At 64.3% G+C, this 258-nt stretch carries 1 protein-coding gene; it reads right to left on the bottom strand.

The genetic code is table 11. From position 1 onward, the window contains the following. The coding region (locus NLF92_RS13335) for an adenylate/guanylate cyclase domain-containing protein (protein ID WP_254102731.1) at window positions 1–236 on the bottom strand (236 nt) is incomplete at its 3' end. Between the last annotated feature and the right edge of the window lie 22 nt (window positions 237–258).

The following is a 258-nucleotide window of genomic DNA, read 5'->3' as shown; positions in this document are numbered from 1 at the left end:
AGTCTGCGGGTCATTTCTTCGAGCCGTGCCGCCACGTTGTCCGCAGTCCCGATCACCGCATATTCCAGCCGGTTTGCACCGATATCCCCCAGCACGGTCTCGCCATAGTGAATGCCGATACCGGCGCAGATTTCCGGCTCTCCCCGGCGGCGCCGGTCGCGGTTCCAATCCGCCAGCGCCTCTTGCATCGCAATGGCACAGGCCAGCGTATCGGTGGCATCCTGCGGTCCAGCCATCGGGGTGCCAAAGGTCGCCATC

It is taken from the genome of Opacimonas viscosa, assembly GCF_024199005.1.
GTDB classification, from domain to species: Bacteria; Pseudomonadota; Gammaproteobacteria; order Enterobacterales; family Alteromonadaceae; genus Opacimonas; species Opacimonas viscosa.
The sequence above is the reverse complement of the archived record's forward strand: the minus strand, read 5'-3'. Positions and strand labels throughout refer to the sequence as shown.